This window comes from Methylobacillus flagellatus KT, assembly GCF_000013705.1.
GTDB classification, from domain to species: Bacteria; Pseudomonadota; Gammaproteobacteria; order Burkholderiales; family Methylophilaceae; genus Methylobacillus; species Methylobacillus flagellatus.
In genome coordinates this window covers 1,539,299-1,562,635 of the sequence record NC_007947.1, presented here as the reverse complement: position 1 = coordinate 1,562,635, position 23,337 = coordinate 1,539,299, and the positions used below count along the sequence as shown (strand labels likewise).

The 23,337-nt window shown below is 59.7% G+C and carries 28 protein-coding genes; 20 read left to right on the top strand and 8 right to left on the bottom strand.

Going from position 1 to position 23,337, the window contains the following annotated elements; genetic code table 11:
- The first annotated feature begins 311 nt into the window (after positions 1 to 311).
- The 8 genes from MFLA_RS07430 to MFLA_RS07395 all read left to right on the top strand — a co-directional run bounded on the left by MFLA_RS07430 (position 312) and on the right by MFLA_RS07395 (position 8,039).
- Positions 312 to 2,162: a methanol/ethanol family PQQ-dependent dehydrogenase gene (locus MFLA_RS07430; protein ID WP_011479673.1), complete on the top strand. Its 1,851-nt coding sequence runs from the start codon at positions 312 to 314 to the stop codon at positions 2,160 to 2,162.
- Positions 2,146 to 2,655, top strand: a complete 510-nt coding sequence (locus tag MFLA_RS07425) for a c-type cytochrome (protein WP_011479672.1) — start codon at positions 2,146 to 2,148, stop codon at positions 2,653 to 2,655. Before MFLA_RS07430 ends, MFLA_RS07425 begins: the two co-directional genes overlap by 17 nt.
- 71 nt (positions 2,656 to 2,726) lie before the next feature.
- Positions 2,727 to 3,692: a cytochrome c oxidase subunit II gene (gene coxB, locus MFLA_RS07420; RefSeq protein WP_195741973.1), complete on the top strand. Its 966-nt coding sequence runs from the start codon at positions 2,727 to 2,729 to the stop codon at positions 3,690 to 3,692.
- A gap of 3 nt (positions 3,693 to 3,695) precedes the next feature.
- Positions 3,696 to 5,591, top strand: coding sequence for a cytochrome c oxidase subunit I (ctaD, locus tag MFLA_RS07415; protein WP_011479670.1), 1,896 nt, complete (start codon positions 3,696 to 3,698; stop codon positions 5,589 to 5,591).
- Positions 5,588 to 6,199, top strand: a complete 612-nt coding sequence (locus tag MFLA_RS07410) for a cytochrome c oxidase subunit 3 (RefSeq protein WP_011479669.1) — start codon at positions 5,588 to 5,590, stop codon at positions 6,197 to 6,199. The genes ctaD and MFLA_RS07410 overlap by 4 nt, the downstream gene beginning before the upstream one ends.
- Before the next feature lie 25 nt (positions 6,200 to 6,224).
- Positions 6,225 to 6,635 (top strand): hypothetical protein, encoded by a 411-nt coding sequence (locus MFLA_RS07405; protein WP_011479668.1) that lies wholly within the window; start codon positions 6,225 to 6,227, stop codon positions 6,633 to 6,635.
- Positions 6,632 to 7,534, top strand: a complete 903-nt coding sequence (locus MFLA_RS07400; protein ID WP_011479667.1) for a cytochrome c oxidase assembly protein — start codon at positions 6,632 to 6,634, stop codon at positions 7,532 to 7,534. Before MFLA_RS07405 ends, MFLA_RS07400 begins: the two co-directional genes overlap by 4 nt.
- 70 nt (positions 7,535 to 7,604) lie before the next feature.
- Entirely contained in the window at positions 7,605 to 8,039 is a 435-nt protein-coding gene (locus MFLA_RS07395) for a GlcG/HbpS family heme-binding protein (protein WP_011479666.1), read from the top strand.
- Between the two features lie 72 nt (positions 8,040 to 8,111).
- On the opposite strand, the gene MFLA_RS07390 is transcribed toward MFLA_RS07395, so the two are convergent.
- The 3 genes from MFLA_RS07390 to MFLA_RS07380 form a co-directional block, all read right to left on the bottom strand.
- Positions 8,112 to 8,375 carry a hypothetical protein gene (locus MFLA_RS07390; protein ID WP_011479665.1) on the bottom strand — a complete coding sequence of 88 codons (264 nt, stop codon included), beginning with the start codon at positions 8,373 to 8,375 and terminating at the stop codon, positions 8,112 to 8,114.
- A 178-nt stretch (positions 8,376 to 8,553) separates the two neighbouring features.
- Positions 8,554 to 8,748 carry a hypothetical protein gene (locus MFLA_RS07385; protein ID WP_048811620.1) on the bottom strand — a complete coding sequence of 65 codons (195 nt, stop codon included), beginning with the start codon at positions 8,746 to 8,748 and terminating at the stop codon, positions 8,554 to 8,556.
- Positions 8,735 to 10,003, bottom strand: a complete 1,269-nt coding sequence (locus MFLA_RS07380; RefSeq protein WP_011479664.1) for a cytochrome P450 — start codon at positions 10,001 to 10,003, stop codon at positions 8,735 to 8,737. The genes MFLA_RS07385 and MFLA_RS07380 overlap by 14 nt, the downstream gene beginning before the upstream one ends.
- Before the next feature lie 315 nt (positions 10,004 to 10,318).
- Here MFLA_RS07380 and MFLA_RS07375 point away from each other — a divergent pair, with 315 nt between their 5' ends.
- Together MFLA_RS07375 and MFLA_RS07370 are read left to right on the top strand one after the other, a co-directional pair.
- Complete coding sequence (locus tag MFLA_RS07375; RefSeq protein WP_011479663.1) at positions 10,319 to 11,491, top strand: zinc-dependent alcohol dehydrogenase; 1,173 nt, start codon at positions 10,319 to 10,321, stop codon at positions 11,489 to 11,491.
- A gap of 60 nt (positions 11,492 to 11,551) precedes the next feature.
- Complete coding sequence (locus MFLA_RS07370; RefSeq protein WP_011479662.1) at positions 11,552 to 11,785, top strand: hypothetical protein; 234 nt, start codon at positions 11,552 to 11,554, stop codon at positions 11,783 to 11,785.
- On the opposite strand, the gene MFLA_RS07365 is transcribed toward MFLA_RS07370, so the two are convergent.
- Positions 11,775 to 12,167 carry a hypothetical protein gene (locus MFLA_RS07365; protein WP_229407025.1) on the bottom strand — a complete coding sequence of 131 codons (393 nt, stop codon included), beginning with the start codon at positions 12,165 to 12,167 and terminating at the stop codon, positions 11,775 to 11,777. The genes MFLA_RS07370 and MFLA_RS07365 overlap by 11 nt on opposite strands.
- Before the next feature lie 28 nt (positions 12,168 to 12,195).
- Between MFLA_RS07365 and MFLA_RS07360 the strand changes: the two genes are divergently transcribed.
- From MFLA_RS07360 to MFLA_RS07325, 8 genes are all read left to right on the top strand, one after another.
- The gene (locus tag MFLA_RS07360; RefSeq protein WP_229407024.1) at positions 12,196 to 13,689 is read left to right on the top strand and encodes an SDR family oxidoreductase; all 1,494 of its coding nucleotides are present in this window, start codon (positions 12,196 to 12,198) and stop codon (positions 13,687 to 13,689) included.
- Positions 13,670 to 14,134, top strand: coding sequence for a DUF2269 family protein (locus MFLA_RS07355; protein WP_011479659.1), 465 nt, complete (start codon positions 13,670 to 13,672; stop codon positions 14,132 to 14,134). The genes MFLA_RS07360 and MFLA_RS07355 overlap by 20 nt, the downstream gene beginning before the upstream one ends.
- A gap of 154 nt (positions 14,135 to 14,288) precedes the next feature.
- Entirely contained in the window at positions 14,289 to 15,170 is an 882-nt protein-coding gene (locus tag MFLA_RS07350; RefSeq protein ID WP_011479658.1) for a manganese catalase family protein, read from the top strand.
- Between the two features lie 159 nt (positions 15,171 to 15,329).
- Positions 15,330 to 15,578 carry a hypothetical protein gene (locus MFLA_RS07345; RefSeq protein WP_011479657.1) on the top strand — a complete coding sequence of 83 codons (249 nt, stop codon included), beginning with the start codon at positions 15,330 to 15,332 and terminating at the stop codon, positions 15,576 to 15,578.
- Positions 15,575 to 17,059 (top strand): cbb3-type cytochrome c oxidase subunit I, encoded by a 1,485-nt coding sequence (locus tag MFLA_RS07340; protein ID WP_011479656.1) that lies wholly within the window; start codon positions 15,575 to 15,577, stop codon positions 17,057 to 17,059. Before MFLA_RS07345 ends, MFLA_RS07340 begins: the two co-directional genes overlap by 4 nt.
- Complete coding sequence (locus tag MFLA_RS07335) at positions 17,056 to 17,676, top strand: cbb3-type cytochrome c oxidase subunit II (RefSeq protein ID WP_011479655.1); 621 nt, start codon at positions 17,056 to 17,058, stop codon at positions 17,674 to 17,676. The genes MFLA_RS07340 and MFLA_RS07335 overlap by 4 nt, the downstream gene beginning before the upstream one ends.
- A complete protein-coding gene (locus MFLA_RS14135) occupies positions 17,673 to 18,326 on the top strand; it encodes a c-type cytochrome (protein ID WP_011479654.1) in 654 nt (217 codons plus the stop codon). Before MFLA_RS07335 ends, MFLA_RS14135 begins: the two co-directional genes overlap by 4 nt.
- Positions 18,327 to 18,328: 2 nt before the next feature.
- A complete protein-coding gene (locus tag MFLA_RS07325) occupies positions 18,329 to 18,889 on the top strand; it encodes a hypothetical protein (RefSeq protein ID WP_011479653.1) in 561 nt (186 codons plus the stop codon).
- On the opposite strand, the gene MFLA_RS07320 is transcribed toward MFLA_RS07325, so the two are convergent.
- Genes MFLA_RS07320 through MFLA_RS07310 form a run of 3 tightly spaced genes read right to left on the bottom strand, consistent with a single transcriptional unit; the run spans position 18,855 to position 20,563 of the window.
- On the bottom strand, positions 18,855 to 19,679 hold the full coding sequence (locus MFLA_RS07320) for a CopD family protein (RefSeq protein WP_011479652.1): 825 nt from the start codon (positions 19,677 to 19,679) through the stop codon (positions 18,855 to 18,857). The genes MFLA_RS07325 and MFLA_RS07320 overlap by 35 nt on opposite strands.
- A 2-nt stretch (positions 19,680 to 19,681) precedes the next feature.
- Entirely contained in the window at positions 19,682 to 20,044 is a 363-nt protein-coding gene (locus MFLA_RS07315; RefSeq protein ID WP_011479651.1) for a copper resistance CopC family protein, read from the bottom strand.
- 6 nt (positions 20,045 to 20,050) lie between these two features.
- Positions 20,051 to 20,563: a DUF2231 domain-containing protein gene (locus MFLA_RS07310; RefSeq protein WP_011479650.1), complete on the bottom strand. Its 513-nt coding sequence runs from the start codon at positions 20,561 to 20,563 to the stop codon at positions 20,051 to 20,053.
- A 359-nt stretch (positions 20,564 to 20,922) separates the two neighbouring features.
- Between MFLA_RS07310 and MFLA_RS07305 the strand changes: the two genes are divergently transcribed.
- A complete protein-coding gene (locus tag MFLA_RS07305) occupies positions 20,923 to 21,105 on the top strand; it encodes a KGG domain-containing protein (RefSeq protein WP_011479649.1) in 183 nt (60 codons plus the stop codon).
- An 88-nt stretch (positions 21,106 to 21,193) separates the two neighbouring features.
- Complete coding sequence (locus MFLA_RS07300) at positions 21,194 to 22,084, top strand: SDR family oxidoreductase (protein WP_011479648.1); 891 nt, start codon at positions 21,194 to 21,196, stop codon at positions 22,082 to 22,084.
- 160 nt (positions 22,085 to 22,244) lie between these two features.
- Here MFLA_RS07300 and MFLA_RS07295 read toward each other — a convergent pair whose 3' ends face one another.
- Positions 22,245 to 23,210: a methyltransferase gene (locus MFLA_RS07295; RefSeq protein ID WP_011479647.1), complete on the bottom strand. Its 966-nt coding sequence runs from the start codon at positions 23,208 to 23,210 to the stop codon at positions 22,245 to 22,247.
- Positions 23,211 to 23,337 lie beyond the last annotated feature (127 nt).

Genomic DNA, 23,337 nt, shown 5'->3' with positions numbered 1-23,337 from the left:
GAATGACAGCCTGCCCTTCCCTGCCCAAGATTATTCATTCCGCCTGAGATGAGTCGTGGATATCAATCGGATTATTCTAATTTTTCTGTCAGAGAGTATTACAAAAAATTTTGGCAAATGAAGAAAGTTAATACTACACAATGCATTAGCATTGACTTGAGTTATACGGAAAAATTTACATGAAATTACATTGGATATTTTTATGAAATATTTTGTGAAACTTACCCAATGGAATTCCTACCAATAGGAGAAAACCACGTTTTAGATTGCATTTCCTGTTTCCTGATAACACTGCTGAAAGGAATTATCGCGTGCATCAATACAAAGATTTTTTCCTTTACTCAATATTGTTGTTGATCGGTTTTCTCACAGCTGCCTGTAGTCAGGATAGCGCGCCCCCCAACCCTGATTCATCGCCACCTTCAGTTGCCCAGGGCAATTATCCACATAACAATTCTTCCCCCCCTACCTGGCTGGAAGCCGATGAGGATGGCCAATGGACCATGCCGGCAAAAAATTATGCCAGCACGCGCTATAGCGGCCTCTCTCAAATCAATCGCGATAACGTGAAGGATTTGAAGCTTGCCTGGACATTTTCGACCGGCCTTACCCCCGGGCACGAGGCGGCCCCCGTGTTTGTTGACGATACTTTGTATGTGGTCACGCCTTACCCGAATACCGTGTATGCACTGGCATTGGATGGCAGCAAAAAATGGGAATACAAACCTGATACGCATCAGGAATCGCAAGGCATGGCCTGCTGCGATGTGGTGAACCGCGGCTTGGTGCATGTGAATGGCAAATTGTTCTTCAATACGCTGGATAACCATGCCATTGCACTGGAGGCAGACACGGGCAAGGAGCTATGGAAAACCAAGGTGGGCGATCTCCAGCGCGGAGAGACGATGACAATGGCGCCGTTGGTGGTCAAGGGGAAAATGCTGGTTGGCAACAGCGGCGGCGAGATGGGCGTGCGCGGCTGGTTGAAGGCACTGGACACCGAGACTGGCGAACTGCTCTGGACCGCGTACAGCACCGGCCCGGACAAGGATGTATTGATCGGCGAGGAGTTCAGGCCGTTTTATGCGCAGGATCAAGGCAAGGACCTCGGAGCCAGTAGCTGGCCGCCAGAAATGTGGAAAATCGGTGGCGGCACGGTATGGGGCTGGCTTTCCTATGACCCGGAGCTGGACCTGGTCTATTACGGCACAGGCAATCCCGGACCCTGGAACCCAGACTTCCGACCCGGGGACAATAAGTGGACTTTGACGGTATTCGCGCGCCGCCCGGACGATGGCAGCGCGATCTGGGCCTACCAGATTGAACCGCACGATCTCTATGACTACGACGGCGTCAACGAAAGCCTGCTGATTGACATGCCCTTCAACGGTGAGCAGCGCAAGGTATTGGTCAGGCCGGAGCGCAACGGTCATGTCTACGTAATGGACCGCACCAGTGGCGAGGTCTTGTCCGCCAACACCTACGTGCCAGTCAATGTCACAGATGGGGTCGACCTCAAGACCGGTCAGATGCGCAAGGTGAAAGATAAGCAGCCCGGGACCAACCGCACGGTGCACAACATCTGCCCTGCGGCCCCTGGCGGCAAGGATTGGCAGCCGTCCGCCTATTCCCCCAGAACCGGGCTCATCTATATGCCACATAACAATCTGTGCATGGATATGCACGGTACGCAGGCCAACTATATCGCCGGGACACCCTACGTTGGCTCCGATGTGAAGATGTTTGCCGGGCCTGGGGGGCACCGTGGCGCCTATACGGCCTGGGACCCGGTCGCGGGTAGCAAGGTCTGGAGCATCAAGGAGGAATTCCCGGTCTGGAGCGGTACAGTGGCGACTGCGGGAGACATTGTGTTCTACGGCACCATGGACCGCTGGTTCAAGGCATTGGATGCCAAGACCGGTGAGCTGCTGTGGAAATATCGCGTAGGTTCCGGCATCGTTGGACAGCCGGTGACTTTCCAGGATAAAGACGGCAAGCAGTACGTCGCCATATTTTCTGGTGTAGGTGGCTGGTCAGGCGCCATCGTTTCCGGTGGGCTGGATGCGCGCGACGGCACTGCGGCCCTGGGCTTCGTCAATGCCATGAAGGATTTGCCGCAACATACTGACAAGGGAGGGCAATTGTATGTGTTTTCCCTATAACAAAACGGTGGCCATGCTCGCTGTACTGATGCTGAGCGGCTGCGAAGACCAGGCCGCCCTGCGCAATGCCGACAACCCGCCCTCGCCTCCTGCTGCCCGGATGACGGAATTTGGCCCCGGGACCGAGGATGCGACCATCACACAACATCCCTACATGGACAACCGCCATGCCATCAACGAGGGGAAACGGCTTTACAGCTGGTTTAACTGCACTGGCTGTCACGCCCACGGCGGTGGCGGCATGGGGCCGCCGCTCATGGACAAGCAGTGGATCTACGGCAGCGAGCCAGCGCAGATCTTTGCCTCCATCATGGAAGGCCGCCCCAACGGCATGCCGGCGTTTCATGGCAAGATCCCCGAGCAGGAGGTCTGGAAGATCGTGGCCTATGTCCGCTCCCTAGGCGGGCTCTCCAAGGACCTGCCTGCTGGCGCCAGCAGCCGACCACTACAGGAGCAGGCCGAGTCCGACAAGCGCGAGGTCAAGACGCCATGAGCCCGCCACAGCAACAATCTTCACACCGAACTTCCGTACTGCCAGGCACTGCCTGGGCAAGCACCTGGTTCATGTGCATTTGTTTACCCGCCGATGCGAACCAATCAGCCCTGCAGCCCGAAGGCCCGCTGGCGAAGGTCGTCGCGGACTTGTTTTGGGGCATGGTGGCAGTTGGCGGTCTCATCCTCTTCATCGTGCTGGCCATGCTCGCCGTGGCTCTGTTGAGGGCGAGGAATAATGCCGAACCCCGCCCGCTTACCTTTACGCAAAGCCGCAACCTGGTTTTCATCTCGGGCGTGGTGATCCCGGCCCTGATCTTGACGGTCTTCGTCATCTCCAGCGCCGCGGTCAACCGCGAAATCGTCGCACCGATGCCCGAGCATGCCTTGACCATCAAGGTCACGGGCCACCAATGGTGGTGGGAGGTGGACTACCTCGATACGGAAGGCAACCATGTCGCCAAGACGGCCAACGAGATCCGCATCCCGGTTGGCAAACCCGTGCGCATTGCGCTCGAAGCCAGCGACGTCATCCATAGCTTCTGGATTCCGCAATTGAACGGCAAGACGGATATGGTGCCGGGCAAGCGCAACCTGACCTGGGTGCAGGCCGACCAGCCCGGCAGCTACCGCGGTCAGTGCACCGAGTTCTGCGGCAAGCAGCATGCCAAGATGGCCTTCACCGTGGATGCGGTGCCGGAAGAGGATTTCGAGACATGGTTGCAGCGGCAGGCGCAGCCGGCACGCGAGCCCGCCACCGAGAATGAAACCAAGGGCAGGCAGGTATTCCTACGCTCGAGCTGCGCCATGTGCCATGCGATCCGCGGTACTACCGCTCTTGCCAGCGTCGCGCCGGACCTGACGCATATCGGCTCGCGCAAGACGCTGGCGGCGGGCACGCTGGAGAACATGCCCGGCACATTGTCTGCGTGGATACTCACCCCGCAGAGCTTCAAGCCCGGCAGCCACATGCCGGCAACGATGCTCACCGGAGAGGATCTTGGCAACCTTGTCGAATATTTGCTTAGCCTGGAGTAACGAATGACCGACTCAGCATCCATCCACCACGACGACGAGGAAACCCGGCAACTGGAGCGCACCTGGGCCTCCCCGCCCGGATTCTTCGCCTGGTTCACCCATGTCAACCAGACCAATATCGGCATGCGCTTCATCGTCACCGGGTTTATCTTCTTTATCCTGGGCGTGATATTGGCGCTGTTGATGCGCCTGCAGCTCGCGGTGCCCGAGAACGACTTCATGGATCCCGAAACCTATAACCAGGTGTTCTCCATGCACGGCATCACCATGATGTTCCTGTTCGCGATCCCCGTCATGGAAGGCTTTGCGGTCTACATCATTCCGCTCATGCTGGGCACGCGGGACATGACCTTTCCGCGGCTCAATGCCTTTGGTTACTACATCTATCTCATTGCCGGCGTCATGATGTATGCCGCACTGCTGCTGAGAATCGCGCCCGATGCGGGCTGGTTCAGTTATCCGCCGCTGGCCGGTGCCAGCTTTTCGCCCGGCCTGGGGTTGGACTTCTATACGACAGTGGTGACCTTCATGGAAATTTCGGCGTTGGTTGCCGCGATCGAGCTTATCGCCACCATCTTCAAGTGCAAGGTGCCTGGCATGTCGCTCAACCGCATGCCGATCTTCGTCTGGGCTGTGCTGGTGATGTCGTTCATGATCGTGTTTGCCTTGCCGCCGCTGGTGATCGCAAGCCTAATGCTTGCGCTCGACCGCATGGCCGGCATGCATTTCTTCACTGCGGCCTCGGGCGATCCCATCCTGTGGCAGCATCTGTTCTGGTTCTTTGGCCACCCCGAGGTGTACATCATCTTCATCCCCGCACTGGGCATGGTCTCCAGCATCATCATTACCTTCACGCAGCGGCCCATCTTTGGCTATATCCCCATCGTGCTCTCGATCGTCGCCATTGGTTTCATCGGCTTCGGTCTCTGGGTGCATCATATGTTCACGGCGGGGCTGCCCCAGCTCGGGTCCAACTTCTTCACCGCATCCAGCGCCATGATCGCCATCCCGAGCGGCGTGCAGATATTCTGCTGGATCGCGACGCTCTGGGGCAGCAAGCCCAAGCTCGCCACGCCCTTGCTGCACGTACTGGGCTTTTTCCTCATTTTCATCATCGGCGGGCTCAGCGGCGTCATGGTGGCCTCGGTGCCGTTCGACATGCAGGCACACGACACCTATTTCGTTGTCGCCCACTTCCATTACGTGCTGATCGGCGGTGCGGTGTTTCCCTTGCTGGGCGGGCTGTACTACTGGTACCCCAAGTTCACAGGCCGCATGATGAGCGAGCGTCTCGGCAAGGTCGCGTTCTGGGTGACTTTCGCCGGTTTCAACCTCACCTTCTTCCCGATGCACAAGCTCGGGCTGGAAGGCATGCCCAGGCGCGTCTACACGTATCTCGACGGCCTGGGCTGGAACGAGGCCAACCTCTTCATCAGCATCAGTTCAGCCGTATTCACGTTGGGCCTGATGCTGACCCTGGTCAATGTGCTGATTAGCCTCAAGCGCGGCAACATCGCCGGGGACAACCCATGGAATGCAGACACCCTCGAATGGGCGACGAGCTCTCCTCCCCCTTCGTACAATTTCCGCCATATCCGCACCGTGGACAGCCGCTATCCCTTGTGGTCCGGCACTGGCGGGTTGGAGCAGAACCCCGTCGTCACCGGCATCCGCAGCGACCGGCGCGAGATCCTGCTCACCTCCATCCTCGAATCGCACCCGGAAGCGAGACAGCCGCTACCCGGCCCATCACCGTGGCCCTTCTGGCTTGCAGTTGCCACCGCGATTACCTTCGCTGGCCTGATGGCGCACCTGGCCATCCCGCTGCTGGGCTTTGTGCTGTGCTTTATCGCGATCACCGGCTGGGTATGGCCAAAACGATTGGGAGTAGCAAAATGACCCTGCATGCCGACATTGACGCCAGCAAGCTGCCGGATTACAGCTACGACTTCAGGTCGCCCCTGTGGTGGGGCATCGTCGGGCTCATGACGGTGGAGGGAACGGTGGTTGCCACGCTCATCGCGAGCTTCTTCTACCTGCAAGGCAACCATACGGCCTGGCCACCCGCGGGCACCAGTCCGCCAGAGCTCCTGCTGCCCACCCTGTCCACGGTGGTCCTGCTGGTCAGCATGGTGCCGGTCTATCTCACGGACAAGGCCTTCAAGCGTGGCGACCCCAAGCCGCTGGCATGGATGCCGCTGATCAGCATCGCCCTGGCACTGGTATTTCTCGGTATCAAGGCCTACGAATATGCCAGTCATGTCGATTTCCGCTGGGACACCCATGCCTACGGCTCGGTGGTCTGGCTCATGATCGGTTTCCATAGCGCCCATGTGATCGCGGTGATTTTCAAGACACTGGTGATCGTCTATTTGGCGCGCAGGCGTTATTTCACGCCGGAGAAAAGGATCGCCGTCACCGTGAATGGCCTGTATTGGTATTTCGTTGCGGCGGCCTGGATACCGCTTTACATGACCATCTACCTGGGCTCCCGTATCTGGAGCTAAGGCCTTGAACGAATAAAGGAAACCTATGCGCGACCCGATCAAAATCGCGGAACATAATCCCAGCTTTGCACTCACCCTGCTCTGGCTATGCATCCTGGCAGGGCCCGTCAGCTGGAGCATGCAGCTGGCCGTGGCCTACCCGATCCTGGACTGGACATGCCGGCAAGAGCAGCTGATCCCGGTGCATGCGGCCACCTTGCTTGCCTTCCTGCTCAGCGTCACGAGCGCCTACCTGAGCTGGCACAACCTGAAATTGCACAAGACCCTGGCCCGCATCAATGAAAACCCGCAATCGCACAAGCGCGGCAGCGAAAGCGAAAGCGAGATGCCCCCGCGCCAATTCATGGCGCTGGCAGGTTTCATGTTGAGCCTGTTCTTCCTACTGGTGATCGTGATCCAGTGGCTACCTGTCCTGATGTTGGATCCATGCATATGAAGCAGCTTCTCATCACCATTGCCGCCCTCTATTCCACACAAGCGTGGGGCCACCCGATCGGCGGCCATCATCACGCCAACCCCTGGTTGCAGCTATTGCAGGATTATTGGGTGGCGCTTCCGGTCGGGCTGGCGCTTGTCCTCTACCTTGCCGGACTTTACCGCATGACGCGCAAGATAGGCAGACCGACCAGCGATGCCCCCATGCGCGCCAAGGCATTCCTGCTCGCCTGGCTTACGCTGGTGGTGGCGCTGTTTTCGCCGGTGGATACGCTGGGCAATGCCTATTTTTCCATGCACATGGTGCAGCACGAGCTGTTGATGATCGTGGCGGCGCCGCTATTCGTCATGGCCCGCCCCCTCCCGATGTGGGCATGGGCTTTTCCCGGTGCAGCGGCCAAGGTTGGCAAAACAACCTCGAGCCCCAGCTTTTCGCGCTTCTGGCGCTTGCTGACCAACCCGCTTTCCGCATGGACAATACATGCAGGCGTGCTGTGGGGGTGGCACGTGCCGGAATTGTTCGAGATGGCGCTGCATTATCCATTGATACACGACCTGCAGCACCTGAGCTTCTTTTTCTCCGCGCTGCTGTTCTGGTGGTCGCTCATGCGCCTGAGCAATACGCGCAGCCCAGCTGTCTCTGGCCTGGTCTCGTTGTTCACCACCGCGCTGCACACCGCACTGCTGGGGGCGCTGCTGACCTTCTCGAGCCGGGTCTGGTACCACAGCTACATCATTCCGGCAGGTAGCCTGGAGCTGGCTTTGCAGGACCAGCAACTGGGCGGGCTCATCATGTGGATACCGGGCGGAATGGCGTATTTGGTCGTCGCCTTGGCGATCTGCTACCGACTGCTCAGCACCGGGGCCCAAGACCGGCCAATGGCAAGACGGACGGGCTGACAACACGCAAGCTGGGCAAGCGAATCAACCTGCATCACCCTTACTTCACCAACCACAAAGGAGGAACATCATGCATGTCACCATCGAGCAAGCGAACATCATCATAGAACAGGCCACGCGCAAGGCCGAGGCCATCGGCGTGAAAAGCTGTATTGCCGTGCTGGACTCGGGCGCCAACCTCAAGGCGTTCTCCCGCATGGACGACGCCTGGGTGGGCAGCATAGACGTCGCCATCAAGAAGGCCAAGACTGCCTGCTTTTTCGCCATGCCTTCGGGGGATATCGGCCAATTGTCGCAGCCGAACCAGCCCTTGTATGGGATTGAGCATTCCAATGAAGGACTCATCACCTTTCCGGGCGGCCTGCCTATCGTGGACGACGAAGGCGTGTTGGTGGGCGCGATAGGCGTCAGCGGCGACACGGTGGAAAACGACCATATCGTGGCCAAGGCCGGCGCCGAGGCGGCAGGCAGTTGCGACCTGCCCAAGCATCCTTGGCGCACATAAAGTAAATGCCCGCAGGCTCTCATGTAAAGCCTGCGGGCATTCGCCCATACTCCGGTGTATCCCTTGACAGGGTTAACGGCGCTCCAGTCTGTCCTGCGGCTGTTCTGTCGAAGGATGCCCTTGCGCGTCATGGCGGGATGGGGTGACATTGGGGTCCGCCTGTTGCTCGGTGGCGTTTTCAATGGCCTTTTGCTTGCCTCCTCTCGCCGCTTTCTCATCCTGCTGGCGCGGCGTGTTGGCATCGTCCAGCGTGCGTGGGTTGATTTCTTCCGCCGCATAGGCGCCGGATAGGCCAAGACCAAGGCTGAGAGCGGCAATGCATACGATGGATTTCACGGTCTACTCCTTTCGTGTGAATGAAATCCGAGCATAACCGGGCCGGGGGCTGGGCCATGTAGTCCAGGCGCTGAAACAACGCTGGAAAACCTCATGGATCTTTGTCTGAAAAACCAACGCCAGCATCTATCCATCAGGCCATGCAGAACAAGGCAGCCAGACATGGCAGCGCTGCTGGTCAGGACTTGACGAGCATGGACCTGGCTTTTTCCGTGATGCGGTGATGCTGCTCCATGTCCGGCAGGATCAGCTCAGCCTTGACGAGAAAGTCGCGCAGGCCGTCGGCAATTTCTGCCGTCATGCCTTCCTGCTCAGCTTTCCACACCTTGTTCAATGCCTTCCACTGTAACGATGTCAGCTCATGAATTTGCATGCTTTTTCTCCAAATATCGAGGTGTGATAACAGGCTGGATAATGAATCCACTTTCCGGCAATGCCGGGATCCTGCTAAGGTCCAGCCTCAGGTCTTGAGCAGGAACGGTGTATTCGATCTCGTGCACCAGCATCCGGGTGATCGCCTTCATCAGTGCGATCGTGATCCATTCGCCCGGGCAGCGGTGATGGTATTCGTAGGTGGCGCCGCCATTGGCGATCAAACCGAAGCTGTTGCCATCCCAGTCCTTGAAGCGCTCAGGGATGAATTGCGCGGGGTCTTGCCATAATGCCGGGTCGCGATGCGTACCGTAGATATCCAGCAATACGCGCTGCCCGCGTTTGAACTCCAGGTTCTGCCAACGAAAATCCTCGCGCACGACGGCGGCGAGAAAGGGAAAAAATGGATAGAAGCGCCTTACCTCCAGTACGAACCAGCCGAGGTAATCTTCATCGCCCTGCTGCAGCTTTTGCCGACAGGCTGGGAAGGAATGCAGGGCCAGCGCGCAGAATACCGCCAGTTGCGCGATGGCGACGGTGGGGCGCAGGATGTTGATCAGCTCGACGGCAGCCACCTGTAGTGGCAAGCGCTGCCCGTGCTCGTCACGGTGCCAGGCGATGCTCTGCAAGATACTGCCTGCCTGGCCTTGTTCGCCGTAATGACGGATATCCTCTATCAGTTGCCCTAGCCAGCGCTCGCACGACTTGCGTGCCCATCTGCCGCGCCAGTGATGCGGTCCGAGCTTGGCTCCACTGTCTATCATGTGGCCGAATTCCCGTGCGCGCCGATCCAGTTCATGGCCGGTCAGGGGTACACCTGCCCAGGCACATACGCTCTTGCACAGGAGTTTCTGCGCTTCGCGGAACAATACGATCTCGCTGCCTGGCTTCCATGCTTGGATCGCCTCTTTCCAATGCCCGCGATGGAGGCACACCAGGTGCTCGATGCGCTCAGGGGACATGAGCTCGCGAGTGAACATCTGCTTGCGGTGACGATGGGCATGCCCGTCCATGCCTTGCACGCCGCCTTCACCGACGAGGGTTTTCTTGGCGCGTGCCGGCATGGCGCCAGCACGCATGAATTTCTCATTGTCGTAAAAAAGCCTGGCGGCGGCCTCGCCCTGCATGCAGATGGCCGGCCGCATCATCAGGCGCGTCCTGAAGGCCTTGACTCCCAGCGCGCGACATGTGCTGTCGATGAAGACATAGCCCTTCTTCCATAGCGCATAAGTGCTTTCAAGCGGAGGCCTAGCCATGTAATCCCTTTTCGGTAAGGTCAAGACAATGCGGGGTTTGTGGTGCCGAGATCGTCCATGAAGGCCTTGGAGCGCGGCAGACGTAAATATCGGATTCTGTTGTCAGACAATATGACTATTCCCGGGCGGTCACCCCAGGTGTTCCTCAAGGGAATGGAATTCTTACAAGGCTTTCAGCGAAGCGCGGATGAAAGAGCCGTCCAGGCTTCGCTAGGATCAGCCCATTGCTACTGCCGGGCCTCGCAGTCCTTCGCGCCGGCAGCGGTAGCGGGCCCTCTTGGCCTATCCTCCCCCATCAAGTACAAGGAGCACCTCATGCGCGCGTTGACATACCATGGCAGCAAAGATGTCCGTATCGAAACAGTTCCAGACCCGGTCCTGCAGGCAGATGACGATATCATCATCCGCGTTACCTCTACTGCGATCTGCGGCTCGGACCTGCACCTCTACCGAGGCAAGATCCCCCAGCTGCATGACGGCGATATCCTCGGGCATGAGTTCATGGGCATCGTGGAAGATACCGGCCATGGTGTCACGGAAGTCAGGAAAGGCGACCGCGTGATCATCCCGTTCGTGATTGCATGCGGGCACTGCTTTTTCTGCGCGCAGCAGCAGTTTGCCGCTTGCGAAACCACCAACCCCGGCCCAGGCCCCAGTCTGAATAAGAAAAGCGGCACTCCGCCAGCAGCCCTGTTCGGATACAGCCACCTATACGGCGGGATCCCGGGCGGCCAGGCCGAGCTGGTCCGTGTGCCGCATGGAAATGTGGGGCCATTCAAGATCAACGGCAGCCTGGCGGATGAACAGGTGCTGTTCCTCACCGACATCCTGCCCACCGGTTACCAGGCCGTGCTCAATGCCGGAGTAGGCAAAGGCAGCAGCCTCGCCATTTTCGGCGCGGGCCCGGTCGGCCTGATGGCAGCGGCCTGTGCCCGGATGATGGGGGTCGAGACGATTTTCATGATCGACGACCTGCAATACCGGCTGGATTTTGCCCAGGCACAGTACAACACCATCAGCATCAACCTGGACGAGGTCGAAGACCCAGCCGACTATATCCTGGAACATACCGCGCATCGTGGCGTCGATGGCTCGATCGACGCCGTGGGCTTCGAAGCCAAAGGCAGCGTCGTGGAGTCCGCCCTCACGGCCTTGAAGCTGGAAACCAGCAATGGCAAGGTGATCCGCCAATGCATTGCCGCCACTAGGCGCGGTGGCACGGTCAGCATTCCTGGCGTATATGCGGGCTTTATCCACGGCTTCCTGATCGGGGATGCGTTCGACAAGGGGTTGACGTTTAAGATGGGTCAGACTCATGTCCACCGCTTCCTTCCCGAGCTGCTGGAATTTATCGAAAACGGCGACTTGCACCCGGCCGACATCATTACCCACCGCATGGCGCTGGAAGATGCGCCGCTGGGCTACCGCATCTTCAACGACGCAGAGGAAAACTGCCGCAAGGTCGTGCTGACTCCGGGCCTGCACTGAGCAGTGCTGACATGGACAACCTCATTCCGAGGTCCTCATCAGATTACAGAAAGACACATCATGGCAAGAGTAGATGAATTCAACCTATCCTCACCGCTGCATCGCGCTGAAACCATGGCCGAAGGCCATGGTTTCGTGATCCGGCCGGTCAACGATTCCTTTCATGCCCTGCAGGATTTCCAGAAGATCGTCATGGCTGTCTTCGGCAGTATGGGCAACGATTATGGCATCGAGACCAGCCGCCTGCCCAATGGGATGATTGACAAGATTGTGTGCAGGCAGATTACCTATTGAGTTGATCCGGCGCGCTGGATGCCAATGCGTGCGTCCGGCGCCTGGCCAGCTTCTGCCGAGCGAGCCCGTAAGCAAATGCGGCGTATACCACGAGCAGCGACAGGCGGGAAAGGCGCATTTCATAGCCGGGCCTCAGGCGGCGCGGCGTCAGGTGGTAGTCGACGTAGGATGCCAAGGCCGCAATGACGGCGGCGTCGGCATAAAGCTGCAAGGCATTGCCCGTTGGTCGCGACCTGGTGACATGTTCGTAGATGAGCGCCCAGAAAGTGGCAGAGGCATGGTGGATCGTATAGCCCAGCAGGGTGTGCATGACATCAACACCGTCGTGCCGTGCCGCGTCGTCGCCCCATACCCAATGACTGATGGCATTGATAGGAGCCACATATGACCCGTTCTCCAGCTTCCCACAAATGGCCAGCGCCACAGCCGAACTCAAGCTGGCATATGTCCCCGAACTCAACCCGCGCCTGCATAATCCTCTTGGCATGATGCATCTCCGTCTTTGGTTGAAAAAACTCGCAGCCAGCGTCTCCGGCTCCTTGCATAGAGCCATGACATCGAGAGCAAGTTCAACGACGGCAGCGCCCTTGCCTGAGAACATGGCAAAGCCCAGGACCGTGCTGGTGCTGGGGGCAAACGGTTTTCTCGGCAGGCACATCGTCTCGGCGCTGATGGCGCAAGGCCACAGCGTCATCGCTGGGGTGCGCAAGCTGCCTGCCTCCAGTCATCCCGATATCACCTACATCGAAACGGACTTCACCAAAGGGCTAGCCCCCCAAGACTGGCTGCCCGTGCTCGAAGGCGTGGATGTCGTCATCAATGCCGTCGGCCTGTTGCGCGAACACGACGGACAGACATTCGATACCCTGCATGAACAGGCGCCTGCCGCCCTGTTCAGGGCCTGCCAGCAATCCCAGGTGGGACTGGTCATCCAGATATCCGCCCTGGGGGCCGATGAAGCGGCTGCCAGCGCCTATCACCTGAGCAAGAAGGCTGCCGACGATGTACTCAGAACATTGGATATTCCCGCATTCATCCTGCAGCCCTCACTGGTCTTCGGCCCGGACGGCTCAAGCGCACGCCTGTTCACCATGCTGGCCAGCATGCCCGTGCTGCCGTTGCCTGGCGGCGGATGCCAGCTTCTGCAACCGGTGCATATCCATGACTTGACGGCATTGGTGCAAGCGCTGACGCCTCTCAATCCGGCGGGGACGATTACGATTGCCGTGGCGGGCCCCCAGGCGCTGACCCTGCGTGAATATACCGACCTCCTGCGGCGGCAGATGGGCCTTGGGCCCCTCAGGGCATTCAGCCTGCACCGCATACTAGCCAAGCTGGCAGCGCAGGCCGGGCAATGGATGTCTTCCAGCCTGCTGACGCCCGAGACGCTGGCAATGCTGGAACGCAGCAATACTGCGGACATCGAGGATATGCGATTTTTCCTGGGCCGTGACCCCACGCCGGTCGCCTCCTTCATCAATCCAGCAGAGGCCGACGGATGGCGCGCGCTCGCGTTGCTCGGATGGCTGCAACCCTTGCTCAGGTTCAGCATTGCCGTGGTATGGATCGTCACGGGGCTAGTGTCGCTCGGCCTCTACCCAGTGGAAGAAAGCTATGCATTGCTTGCCGAGGTCGGCCTGGAGGGAACGGCGGCGAGCGTGGCCTTGTACGGGGCAGCCCTGCTCGATATAGGCTTCGGCATCGCTACGCTATGGCTGCGCAAGCGTCGCTTGCTCTGGCAAATGCAGATTGCCGTGATCCTGGGCTATACCTTGATCCTGAGTTGGTTTATCCCGGCATTCTGGCTGCATCCTTTCGGCCCCCTGCTCAAGAACCTGCCGATGGTGGCCCTGATCTACCTGTTGATGACACTGGAGCGCCAACATGGATTATCTCGTCGTTAAGTGGCTGCATATCGTCTCGTCCACCATCCTGTTCGGCACCGGCATCGGTTCCGCCTTCTATATGCTCGCTACCAGCCTCAGGGCTGACGCCAGGGAGGTTGCCTGCGTGGCGCGGCTGGTCGTAATCGCCGACTGGATATTCACCACCCCAGCCATCATCGTGCAGCCCGTGACAGGCTTCTACCTGATGCACTTGGCAGGGTACGCCTTTACGCAAGCCTGGATCCAATGGTCCATTGCCCTCTACCTGCTGGCCGGGGCATGTTGGCTGCCTGTCGTATGGCTGCAAATCCGCATGCACAGGATGGCCGTGCTCGCCGCCCACGACAGGCAGCCCCTGCCCCCGCTTTACCGCACATACCTGCGCTACTGGGTGCTGCTCGGCATTCCGGCCTTCTTCGCCCTGTCGTGCGTCTTTTACCTCATGGTCGCCAAGCCTGCCTGACCCAGGGGCAGCGCAGGCCTGGCGGCGTTAATTTCATCTGACTGCAAAAGCAGGCTGACTCTCATTACTGCGGCGCCATTCCCTTTGTACATTGCTTAACACCCTGGTCATCACCGCCGGGGCCTTCATTAGTGCTCATGCAAAGGAGAAAGTCATGTTTTCCCATAACAAGCGTTTGCAATACACCGTTCATGTCTCGGAACCCAACCCGGGATTGGCCAACTTGATGCTGGAACAGTTCGGCGGCCCCCAGGGAGAGCTGGCTGCGGCCTGCCGGTATTTCACCCAGGCATTGGCAGAGGATGATCCCGGCCGTAAAGACATGCTGTTCGACATTGCGACAGAAGAGCTCAGCCACCTGGAAATCATTGGCTCATTGGTCTGCATGCTGAACAAGGGGAGCAAGGGCAAGCTTGCAGAAGGCGTGAACAGCGAGGCCGAGATTTACCGCTCCCTCACCGGCAGCGGCAATGACAGCCACATTACCCAGCTGCTGTATGGCTCGGGCGCGCCATTGACCAATTCGGCGGGAGTGCCCTGGACAGCGGCCTACATCGATACCATCGGCGAGCCTACGGCTGACCTGCGCTCGAATATCGCGGCCGAGGCTCGGGCGAAGATAGTCTATGAACGCCTGATCAACCTGACCAGCGATCCCGGGGTCAAGGATGCCCTCACCTTCCTCATGACGCGCGAAATCGCGCACCAGAAGTCTTTTGAGAAGGCGCTGTATGCCATCGAACCGAACTTCCCACCAGGCAAACTTCCCGGCGACCCGCGCTTCACCGACCTTTATCTCAACATGTCATCGGGCGACGAGGTCCGGGGGCCGTGGAATCAAGGCGGACAATGGGAGTATGTGGACGAGCCCGGTGCCATGGATGCTGGGTCGGGCCTCGCGACCGTCTCTCTCAATACTGACGAAGAGGCATTGAACATGCAGATGGCGCTACGGACCCAGTCCGACCCCAATGCCAGCCCGTTGACGGGTGCCGAGTTGGGCATGCAGAAGTCCCCGCCCTCTTCCATGCATTAACCTGCCACAGAGCCCCTGCCAGGGGCTTTGTCATGCCTGCAGGTCATGCTGGTGGTTTGCTTTTCTGACATGGCTTTCGGAGAAGTCTGGACTGCCAACGGCACAGATCCACCTTTACATTCGCTTCATCTGATCACCCAAGCCTACAGAGGAGTTTGAATGCTTGCCAATTCATTTGCGATCATCCTGCTCAGCCTGATCGTGGGAATCCCCCCCCTGGTATTCCTGTTCCTCGCCATTGCCCACGGGCATTTCGACAATATCGGCAACACCGCGGACTCGATTTTCGAAGCAGAGGAGCTGCGCTACTCCCGGCCCTGGGAAACCCGCCAACAAGCGGAGGAGCGCATGCGGCAGCATGGCGGCCTGCTCCGCAATCCCCAACAGGAATGGGAGCGCTGGTTATGATCGAGCAAGTGGCCTCGCCGCGTACCCAGCAAGACAGCACGCTAGACCATAGCAAGCTCAGGATAAGCGCCGAGGAGGTCTCCGCCTATGACCTTTCCGGCAGGCAACCCGTGTTGCTGGGATTTTTCATCTCCATTGTGTGGCTGCTGATAGGCACGGTCATGGGGGATATCAGCAGTTTCAAGTTCGACCGTCCCGATTTCCTTTCCGAGCAGGCCTACCTGACCTTCGGGCGCATCCGCCCGGCGCACCTCAATGCCATGGTCTACGGCTGGGCCTCCACGGCCATGTTCTCGGTATCCCTCTGGCTGATGCCCAGGCTGTGTCGCACGCAACTGCGTTGGGCCGGGGCTGCCGTCGCCGGCATCCTGATCTGGACCCTTGGGCTCGTCATCGGATTGGTTCTGTTACTCGCAGGGTATAGCGACGGGCTGGAATGGCTGGAGCTTGACCGCGTGTGGGCCGATCCGCTCCTGGTGGTGGGCGCCTCCCTGGTGGGCGCTTCCATCTGGAAAACGCTCTCGGTCCGCAATGTGCATCACCTTTATGTATCGGTATGGTATGTGGCGGCATCCTATCCCTGGTTCGCCATCATCTTCATCGCAGGCAACCTGCCCATCTTCCAGGGCGTGGAGTCGGCGGCGGTCAACTGGTTCTATGCCCATAACGCCCTCGGCCTCTGGCTCACTACCGTCAACCTTGGGCTGATCTACTACTTGCTGCCCAAGATCATCGGCCGCCCGATCTACTCCTACTGGCTGTCCCTGATCGGCTTCTGGGGGCTGGCCTTGTTCTATGCGCTCAACGGCATGCACCACCTGATCGGCGGGCCGTTGCCATCCTGGATGATTGCCACCTCGATCACGGCCAGCATCATGATGGTCATACCCGTCGTTGCAGTGGGCATCAATCACCACATGACCGTAGTCGGCCGTTTCGGCGCCATGCGCTATTCCCCGGCGCTGACCCTGGCCGTCATTGCCGCGATGTCCTATACCGCCGTCTCGCTGCAGGGCATTCTGACTGCATTGGTGAGCGTTAACCGCATCACCCATTTCACACACTGGACCATTGCCCACTCGCACCTCGGGCTTTATATGTTCGTGACCCTATCCCTGTTTGGCGGCATGTATTACATCCTGCCCCGCGTGCTCAAGAAGGAATGGCCGAGCACGCGGCTGATCCGCATGCACATCCTGCTCACAGGGGGCGGCATGGTGCTCTATGTTGTCGTCCTGGGCATAGGCGGCGTGCTGCAGGGCCTGAGCCTGCTTGCGCCGGGCCAGGGGTTCGAGGCTTCCGTGGCAAGCACCCGCCCGTGGCTGCTCCTGCGCAGCGTGGCTGCCGTGATCATTTCCGCCGGGCACCTCATCTTTGCCTATCACGTGTACCTCATGGCCTTTACACAGCATGGCAGCGCCCGCCGGCATCCTCCCTTCTTTGAGATCAAGCCTGTGCTGGTCAGAAAGAAGGCGCCATGACCAGATTGCTCGTATTGATCATGGGGGCGATGGCAACCGTGATATTCGCCCTGGTTATCTTGGTGGTGCTGCCCAAGAGCATGCTCTCGACGCTGCAGGCACCTCCCGGGCTCGAAGCGCCGACCGCGCAGCAACTGGCCGGACGCCAGCTCTATATCAGCAACGGATGCGTTTACTGCCATACCCAGCAGGTGCGCGACCCCAGCTTTACCGCCGACATCCGCAAGGGGCTGGGAAACCGGCCTTCTGTACCGGAGGATTACATTCACGACAATCCGCACCTGCTTGGCACCATGCGCACCGGCCCGGACTTGTTCAACGTGGGGTCGCGGTTGCCTGACCGCAACTGGCAGCTGCTGCACCTTTACCAGCCGCGCGCGCTGGTGCCATGGTCCATCATGCCGGCCTTCCCGTTCCTGTTCCGGCACAAAGCCGAGGCCGAGCCCGGCGACGAGGTGCTGGACGTACCCCAACCCTATGCCCCGGCAGAAGGCGTGATCGTCGTGACTGAAGAGGCGGAGGCCCTGGTGGCCTACCTGCTGAGTCTGAAACACGACTATCCCGCCCCTGCCAACAGCATCCCGGAGAATGACAATGCAGAAGAGGCGCAGCCATGATTGATGAAAAACGTCAGCATGACCAACCCATCCAGTCGGAGAAAAACGAGGTATCGACCCTGGCCCTGCACGATGATGCCATGCATGAGACGGCCGAGCCTGTCGAGGACACCATCAAGGGACCCCTCTGGTTTTATATATTCATCGTATTGTCCTTGGTCGTGGGCGCATTCTATCTCGGCCGGCATATGGGCAGCCTGGACACGGCGGCGCATATCGGCTTCCTGCAGGCGGGCGGTCAGCCAGGCCAGGCGCAGGAAGGATCGTCGGCCTCCACCGTCTCCGGCGCAGCAGTCTTCAGCAGCCGCTGCGCGAGTTGCCACCAGGCCAACGGCCAGGGCGTGCCTGGGGTGTTTCCTCCACTGGCGGGCGCAGAATATGTGCTCGAAAGCCCCGAGGTACTGGTCAACATCATCCTGCATGGCCTGACGGGAGAAATCGTGGTGGCGGGAAAAACCTATAACGGCGTCATGCCGCCGTGGGGCGAACAGCTGGACGATGAGGAAGTGGCTGCGGTGGCCACCTATATCCGTACCGAACTCGGCGACAATGCTGCGGACAAGGTAGATGCGGCCTTTGTGAAGCAGGTGCGCGAGCGGTTCAAGGATAGGCAAGCGCCATGGACCGCCCCTGAGCTGGAGGCCCTGTAGCCATGAAACCCCATATCGGACTCAAGGAATCCTTCACCGTATCGGGATTCTTCAAACAGCAGGATCAAGTGGACACCGTGTTGACGGAGTGCCTGCGGCTGGGCATTCCGCGCGACCTGATCGATGTCGCGCTTTCGGAGGGAGCCGCGGCGAAATTCCCCACCCTGCGCGCCAAGAAGAATACCGACAGCTGGTTCGCCTGGACTGGCAGGGGTGCCCTGGCGGGCCTGCTGATCAGTTCTGCGCTGACCCTGGGCATCATCCTCCTGATGGGGTATGAAGTTACTGACCAAATGGCGCTCGTCCAGCTGCTGGGCCCCGATATCGGCATCATTGTTGGCGCGGCCTTGGGGGCGCTGTACGGCTGGCTGCGTGAAAGCGATACCAATGTCGTCATGCAGCGCGCCTTACAACGGGACGATGCGATGCTGCTGCTGGTCTACCTGCAGCCACCTGAAGAGGCGAAACGGATCGAAAAGATACTCCTTAGGCACGGCGGCGAGGCAGTCAATTCCCAGCCTACCGAACTCAGCCCGGCGGAAGTTGTGTCAGCAACGCGGTGAACAACAGCAGTACCAGCGCGAAAAAGAATTCCAGCGTCAGGCCGTTGTCGTAAACCGCCATGCTGAACCTAGGTTGACGCAATAGCCGCCTCAACCTCCAGGCACAGGCGGCGATCGCCGCCACGGCAGCCAGCTTGAGCCCCAGCATGGCCGCATAGGTCCACGCCAGCCCGCCTTCATCTGCATATTGCAGCCACGCCCTCGCCGCCCCACTGACCAGTGTCAGCAAAAACACCGGCAAAGCTAGGCGGGAAAAAAAACCGAGATCGGGCGGCGATATCCAGGCAGTGTCAGCCAGCCTGAACACCAGCATCAAGCTCATTCCGCCAAGCCAGAGTAACGCGCATCCCATATGCAGCAGATCCGTCCAGTAGGCGAGGCTGGCCATGCCCAGCTCGCCGGCATGAGAAGCCAGGGCCAATGCCAGCAACATGGCCAGCCAGGCCGGCCTGCAAAAAACGGCAAGCAACAAAGACAGCCAGTATGCCAGCCACGCCTGGCCGAACACACTGAACCGCACCAATGCCAGCATGTCCGCGGGGCTGGCCACAGGCATGGCGGCCACGTTGAAAACATCGCCGTCATTCAGCGCGGCGCTGTTCAGCGCGAACAACAAGGCCATGCTGCCAAGCGCAAGCGCTCCCCAGTTAAGGTAGCGCCGCCACACCAGGGAATGGCTGAAACGCCACTCCCACAACTGCATGCCAGCGAGCACAGCCAGCGCCAGGTAGGCGCAGGCACGGGCCAGCGCGCCATCGAGCAGATGGGCATGGTCGAATACGGTAGGCATGCTTACCGGACGAGGAAGCGCAAGGTGCCCTGCTGCCGGTGACCGTCCCGGGACATGACGCTCCAGCGTATGCGGTACTCTGACATGGGCTTTGCCTCATCCAGCCTGATGACCAGTCTTTCCGGCGTAGCCGTCGACGGCAGGTTAGCCCACTCCCCTTCCTGCCATAGTTCCGCACGATTGAAGCGGGCCTCGATCGGCTTGTTGAAATGCAGGGTGACTTTCTCTGGAGGCGCGGACAAGACAGCGCCATCCTGCGGCTCGGAGAAGAGCAGCTTGCTGTGGCCCAGCGCCGTCACCGGGAGCAACAGCAGGCTGCACGCAATAAAGTGCAGGCCCGTCAAGACGGCAAAGGTCTGTCCCATCGGGCCTCACCTCTGTTGCGCGGGCGCGCGCTGCTGTGCTTCGGGGGCATCGACGCCCCCTATCCTTTCCGACACCCCGATGCCGTGCCGGAATGTCAACTCTCCGCCCAGCCAGCCGGAAACGCCCAGCAAGGCACCGGTCGCCATGGACAATCCCAGCCCGAGCGGCAGTATCCCCAGCATGTCGTCCATGCGCAGCAAGACATTGGCGCTGGCCAGTCCGAGCACGGCAAGATTGATGATGCCGTGCAGCCATGCCATGGGAAGCCGCCGTGCGCGTTGCACACCCAGGAGCTCGATCACCCCGGTCAACGCCGCCAGCAGGCCGCTTGCCAGCCCGGCCGCCAGCAGCCAGAAAGCGGCCTCGGCCCAGAAGGTGTCTTCGAGTACCGCAAATGCGATATCGCTCAGCAGTGCTCCCATCAGCAGGCCGATTGGCAGGGATACCAACATTGGATGGATGGGGTGGCGCCTAATGGCGGCCTTGGTACCACTGCCAGCGGGATAAACGGGGTCCATTGCTGCTCTCCTTGTCGGTCGATGGCATATGCCTGGTTGAAATACTAGGGTGTCGCAACCCAGCCATGTCAGGGTGAACATGCCGGAGCAATGCCGACTCTAGCGGCCAGCGGCAGGAGGCTGCCAGAGGATAAGCCTGAATTTCTTGACAGAAAGCGCTGACAAGCCAGGCCCGCACACACGCCAGGACATCTTTCCCGACCACAGGAGCACGGCCTGACGCATGTTTCGGATTCTCACAATTGAATAGGACGCCTGACGATGATCGCCCCCGCATCGGTGGCCTAGCATGGACTCACCCCTTTCACTGCGGGTTTGCCGTGCAAGGTTTTTCAACCAATTGTTCAAGGAGAAATATCATGACCCAGCAAAATACTGCCAATCGCGGATTCGCCGCGATGAATCCCGAAAAGCAACGTGAAATCGCGAGCCAGGGTGGCAAGGCAGCCCATGCAAGGGGCACTTCCCACGAATTCGACACCAACTCCGCGCGCAAGGCGGGCCGTAAAGGCGACCAGGCTTCCAATGGCCGAGGACGTTAGCCCATGATGCGGAAGAAGCGCCGACCGCCTTCTTCCTCCTCTTCATGTATGCCACTTCTATATCCACCATTTACTGACGGAGGAAAAAATGACACTCGATTACAACCCAGACAAGGACCATCGCGATATTGACCAGCCCGCCCAGCACCAGGAGCGGCAACCCGGCGTGGAAGCGGACATGGAGCCTCGTCCGCAATATGTCGACCCCTCCTATCGCGGCAGCGGAAAGCTTGAAGGCAAGACTGCCCTTATCACCGGCGGAGACAGCGGCATCGGCAGGGCTGTTGCGATTCATTTCGCCATGGAAGGAGCCGACGTCGCGATCAATTATCTGAGCGACGATGAAACCGAGGATGCGGAAAAAACCCTTTCACTGATCCGTGAACAAGGCCGCAAGGCAATTGCCATCCAGGGCGATGTCAGCGACCCTCAATTCTGCCAGGAACTGGTATCCCAAACCGTGGAAGCGCTGGGGCAACTTGACATCCTTGTCAACAACGCGGCCCAGCAATATCCGCAACCGAGCATCGAGGACATCTCGCCGGAACAACTGGAACAGACCTTCCGCGCCAATATATTCTCCATGTTCTACCTGACGCAGGCCGCCCTGCCTCTGCTGGGCGAAGGGGGCAGGATCATCAACACCGCTTCAGTCACCGCCTACAAGGGACACTCCACCCTGATCGACTATGCGGCGACCAAGGGAGCAATTGTCGCTTTCACAGGTTCGCTTGCCATTGAGCTGGGGGAAAGGGGCATTACGGTCAATGCCGTCGCGCCCGGCCCGATCTGGACGCCGCTGATCCCAGCGAGCTTCAGTGCCGACCAGGTGGAAAAGTTCGGGCGCCACACCGTACTGGGGCGGCCAGGCCAGCCCAGCGAGGTCGCACCGGCCTATGTGCTGTTTGCGTCCAATGACGGCTCCTACCTGACGGGGCAGATCATCCACCCGAACGGCGGCTCCATTGTCAACGGCTAGAAGCAGCGAGAAGCAGGCGACAGCCTGGCAAGCCTCGGCCCTGGAGGCCGCTGCGGAACACGTTTCCAGGTAGCCGCCCGCCGGCGGCACCCCTAAGCCCAGGGGTCGGCGGCGCGCCTCCAAGCATGCTGCCGCGGGCAACCGGGCTTGCGCCCGGCCGCTACCCCGGTCGTTGCACCGTCAGGACCACGGCTGCGATCCGGTCGGCATGGGCGTACACCGGATTGCCCAGCTCCTCCCCGAAAATATCCGGATCCATTTCCTCATATTCGTAATGCCAGCCGCGGTCCTGCAGCCGGGCTTGCACTTCCCGTAAAAACAGGTCCTGCCCATCCATCACGGCCACTCCGGTATACAGCAGCAGACTGCCTCCCGGGGCAAGCCTCGCCAGCGCGGTATCCACGATGTTCAACGACAGTTCCGCACCCAGGGGGCCACCGCCATGACGATAGGCCCGCCCTGCGGCATCCACCAGAAATGGCGGATTGGAGATGATGAGGTCAAACTCGCCATCCAGCGCCTGCAAGAGGTCACTATGCAGCCAGTGCAGGTTGAACAGGCCTGCGGCAATGCCGTTGATGGCAGCCAGGGCCAGGGCCTGGTCATTGATATCCACGCCATACACCTCGGCTTGAGGCAGGCGCTGCGCAAGCATGATGGCACCGGCGCCACTTCCGCTGCCGATATCCACTGCGCGGTACACGCGTACCCGTGCCCGCGTCAGGTGCCGCTCGATGGCACGGGCAAAACGGTAGGTGTCAGGCCCGAAAAAGATGGCGTCGCCCTGGGTCGTGGGAAATGCCGAGTGCAGGAAAAGCTGCCCCGCCAGGCTGGAGACCCGGAAACGACTGCGCCACAGATGGCCGTCCTGTTCCAGGGCGCCCGCCCGCCCCATCAGGGCAAACAGCGCCTCGCCCACCACATCGGGAGCGAAAGGCCTGCTCCAGCCGAAGACGCCGCGGATGTCCCGGGCGGTTTGATTACCGGGACGGCTGTTGACCAAGGCATGGCTGGCAGGGGAAATCGTGGTGAATGCATAAGACTGCTGTCGCAGGCATTCCAGCAGTGCCACCAGGGAAGCAGCTTCCTCTGCTGCACCGGGCATTGGTTCGAAGGCAATGGTCATGGCGTGAAGTCCTTGTACATGGTCATGGAATGGCCGATTGATCTGGTGGCAGCTTAACAAAATAAATCCGCCTTGCCTGTCATCCATGTCTGACACGAGATTAAGGGGATGACCGATAACCCGTTGA